The organism is Nocardia tenerifensis NBRC 101015, from assembly GCF_000308715.1.
Classification (GTDB): domain Bacteria; phylum Actinomycetota; class Actinomycetes; order Mycobacteriales; family Mycobacteriaceae; genus Nocardia; species Nocardia tenerifensis.
This window is the reverse complement of sequence record NZ_BAGH01000403.1, coordinates 1-3,013: the sequence shown is the minus strand read 5'-3', so window position 1 is coordinate 3,013 and position 3,013 is coordinate 1. Positions and strand designations below refer to the sequence as shown.

Genomic DNA, 3,013 nt, shown 5'->3' with positions numbered 1-3,013 from the left:
CGCGCCGGACGCCTCCGCGACCACCGACCGTGCCGCGACCACCTTGCGCAGCGGCTGCGCCGGATCGTTCAGCTGCTCGACCAGTTTCGTCACGCGCGCGATATGCTCTGCGGCGCTGGGGATTTCGGTGACGAACCGCACCGGAGGCAGATCGGGGACGGCCGAGGGCCGCCACGGCCCGGCCGTGTGCAGCGCCCGCTCCGGCACGCTCAACGCGGCGGGCCTGCGCGGATCGAACGGCAGCGCCCCGACGATCAACTCCGCGGCGCCGTCGCGCAGCGCGGCCACCGCCCGATCGGCCTCGTCGAAGGCGACCCGGCTGCCGGACGCCCGGACCACCCCGTCCGGCTGGGCAAGCAGGAATCCGTCCATAGTCCCTCGACCCTAACCCCGCGTCGGGCCGCCGGGACCGACCCGTGAGCGCACTCACGGGCACGCCGTGATCACTCCGTTCTGGCGGCTGGTTCCCGGCCGGGCGGCACCATGAGGACCGGGCGGTGGCAGTGTTTGAGGACCGCGTCGGCGACGCTGCTGTGCAGCAGCGCGCGGATGCCGGTCGCGCCGCGGGTGCCCGCGACGATGATGTCGACGTCGAGGTCGTCGGCGCACTCCACGATGGCGTTCCAGATGGTCGTCGTGCACTCGGCGGTGCGCGCCTCCGCGTTGAGCCCGGCGAGTTTGGCCAGCCGGACGCCCTCGGTATTGATCGTGCGGGCGTCGACGTAGGCGACGTCCTCGATCTCCTCGTCGGGCACCCATTCCGGCTGCATCACCCCGGACAGCCCGGACAGGCGGGCGGCCTGGCGCACCATCGGCTCCCACGCGGTCAGCACGATGGCTCGGTCCGCGCTGAGGAAGCGCCCGGCGTATTCGATGGCCCGCTTGGCGTTCTCGGACCCGTCGTAGGCGATGAGCATCAGGTCGCAGGGCACGGTGACCTCCTGGTGCGGGGCACGAGGACCTCCTGGTGGGAGACTCACGGCTATTGAACAAGGCTACCTTGACCGAGCCCGCCCCACCCGCTGGCTCGCGGGATCAGTACCGTTGATCTCCATGCGGAAGACGCCTCTGCTCATGCTCGCCGTGCTGGCCGCCGTCGCCACCGCCTGCTCGAGTGGCGGCAGCGACGACGCCACGCCCTCGCGCGCGGCCGCTCCCGAGTCCACAACCGGAACATCAACGCGCGCAACGACTTCCGCGAAACCGGATTGCACGTCCGGATATCTCGCGCAGTTCAGCACGCGCCAGAAGCTCGCACAACTGCTGACCGTCGGCGTCACGGGCGAGGCCGACGCCGCCAACGTGGTCCGCACCGAACAGGTCGGCGGCATCTTCGTAGGGGGCTGGACCGATCTCGCGCTGCTGAGTTCCGGGCAGCTCGACCAGGTCAAACAGGCGGCCAAGGTGCCGCTCATGGTGACCATCGACGAGGAGGGCGGTCGCGTCTCCCGGGTGAAGAGCCTGATCGGCGCGGCGCCCTCGGCCAGGGAGACGGCGCAGACCATGACCGCCGAGCAGTTCCACGACGCCACGCTGACCCGGGGCCGCGCGCTGAAGGACCTGGGCGTGACGGTGAACTTCGCCCCCGACGTCGACGTGAGCGCCCAGCCCGACGACTCCGTCATCGGGGACCGTTCCTTCTCCGACGATCCCGCCGTGGTCACCCGATACGCCGACGCCTACATCCGCGCGATGCGCGAGGTCGGAGTCGGCACCGTGCTGAAGCACTTCCCCGGCCACGGGTCGGGCTCGGGCGATTCGCACCGCGGCGCGGTCCGGACGCCACCGCTGGAGAGCATGCAGAACGTCGATCTCGTTCCGTTCCGCGGGCTGGTCGACTCCGGCGCGGGCGTGATGGTCGGCCACCTCGACGTGCCGGGCCTGACCACCCCCGACGTGCCCGCGAGCATCAGCCCGCAGGCCATGGCGCTGCTGCGCGAGGGCAGCGGTTACGGCGCCGCGCCGTTCAAGGGCCCGATCTTCACCGACGATCTGGGCGGCATGGCCGCGATCACCAACCGCCTGTCCATCGCGGACGCGGTGGAGGCCGCGCTGGTCGCCGGGGCCGACAACGCGCTGTGGATCAGCACCGACGCGGTGCCCAGCGTGCTCGACCAGTTGGAGCAGGCGGTGGCGGCGGGCCGGCTGCCCGCCGCGCGGGTCGACGCGTCGGTGCTGCGCATGGCCGCCTTCAAGGGCGCGCTTCCGCACTGCTGAGACGCCATTTCCGCGACTGGGGAGCAAATACGACCCACGGAACTTACCTTGGAGTAATATATGAACTTCACCATGCGGTAGGAGAGTGGATGGCGGGCGGAACGAAGCGACTTCCTCGGGCGGTTCGTGAGCAGCAGATGCTCGACGCCGCGGTCGAGGTGTTCTCGCGCAAGGGCTTCCACGATACATCGATGGACGCCATTGCCGCCGAAGCGAAGATATCGAAACCGATGCTGTATCTCTACTACGGCTCGAAGGACGAGTTGTTCCGCGCCTGTATCCAGCGCGAGGGACTTCGCTTCATCGAATCGGTGGTGCCCGCGGGTAACCCCCAGCTGACGCCGCACGAACAGGTGCGGGTCGCGCTGGAGGGCTTCCTCGGGTTCGTCGACCGCAACCGGCGCTCCTGGCAGGTGCTCTACCGCCAGGCCATCGGCCAGCAGGCGTTCGCCTCCGAGATCGAGAACGCCCGCGAGCGCGTCATCGAATTGACCGCCAAACTGCTGGAGTCCAGCGCCAAGCACCCGGAGCCGGGCACCAACTTCGACATCGTCGCGGCCGCCGTGATCGGCGCGGGCGAGGCCATCGCGGACCGGGTGGCCAGCGGCCGCGTCGAGGTCTCCGAGGCGGTAGATCTGCTCGACGATCTGGCGTGGCGCGGCCTCGCGGGACGCAAGAAGGCGGAGTAGGCGCCGACCGGTGCGCCGGGGTAGCGAGTCGCCCACCCGTCGGTGGACGACCGGTGCTCAGCGGTTGCCGCGCGGGCGACGGCCTGCCACAGTGCGGGGGGATTAGC

3 protein-coding genes and 1 pseudogene are annotated in these 3,013 nt (G+C 70.3%); 2 read left to right on the top strand and 2 right to left on the bottom strand.

What is annotated here, in order from left to right:
* Together ON39_RS32265 and ON39_RS32260 are read right to left on the bottom strand one after the other, a co-directional pair.
* Positions 1-372: pseudogene (locus ON39_RS32265) on the bottom strand (isochorismate synthase); the annotation flags it as partial.
* A 71-nt stretch (positions 373-443) separates the two neighbouring features.
* A complete protein-coding gene (locus ON39_RS32260; RefSeq protein ID WP_083894818.1) occupies positions 444-932 on the bottom strand; it encodes a universal stress protein in 489 nt (162 codons plus the stop codon).
* Between the two features lie 121 nt (positions 933-1,053).
* Here ON39_RS32260 and ON39_RS32255 point away from each other — a divergent pair, with 121 nt between their 5' ends.
* A complete protein-coding gene (locus tag ON39_RS32255) occupies positions 1,054-2,217 on the top strand; it encodes a glycoside hydrolase family 3 N-terminal domain-containing protein (protein WP_040739868.1) in 1,164 nt (387 codons plus the stop codon).
* Between the two features lie 89 nt (positions 2,218-2,306).
* A complete protein-coding gene (locus ON39_RS32250; protein WP_040739867.1) occupies positions 2,307-2,906 on the top strand; it encodes a TetR/AcrR family transcriptional regulator in 600 nt (199 codons plus the stop codon).
* The last annotated feature ends 107 nt before the right edge of the window (positions 2,907-3,013 follow it).

Bases quoted from the DNA above. Each gene is read 5' to 3' on its own strand.
- ON39_RS32250 (WP_040739867.1), top strand. From the start codon at position 2,307: ATGGCGGGCGGAACGAAGCGACTTCCTCGGGCGGTTCGTGAGCAGCAG.
- ON39_RS32255 (WP_040739868.1), top strand. From the start codon at position 1,054: ATGCGGAAGACGCCTCTGCTCATGCTCGCCGTGCTGGCCGCCGTCGCC.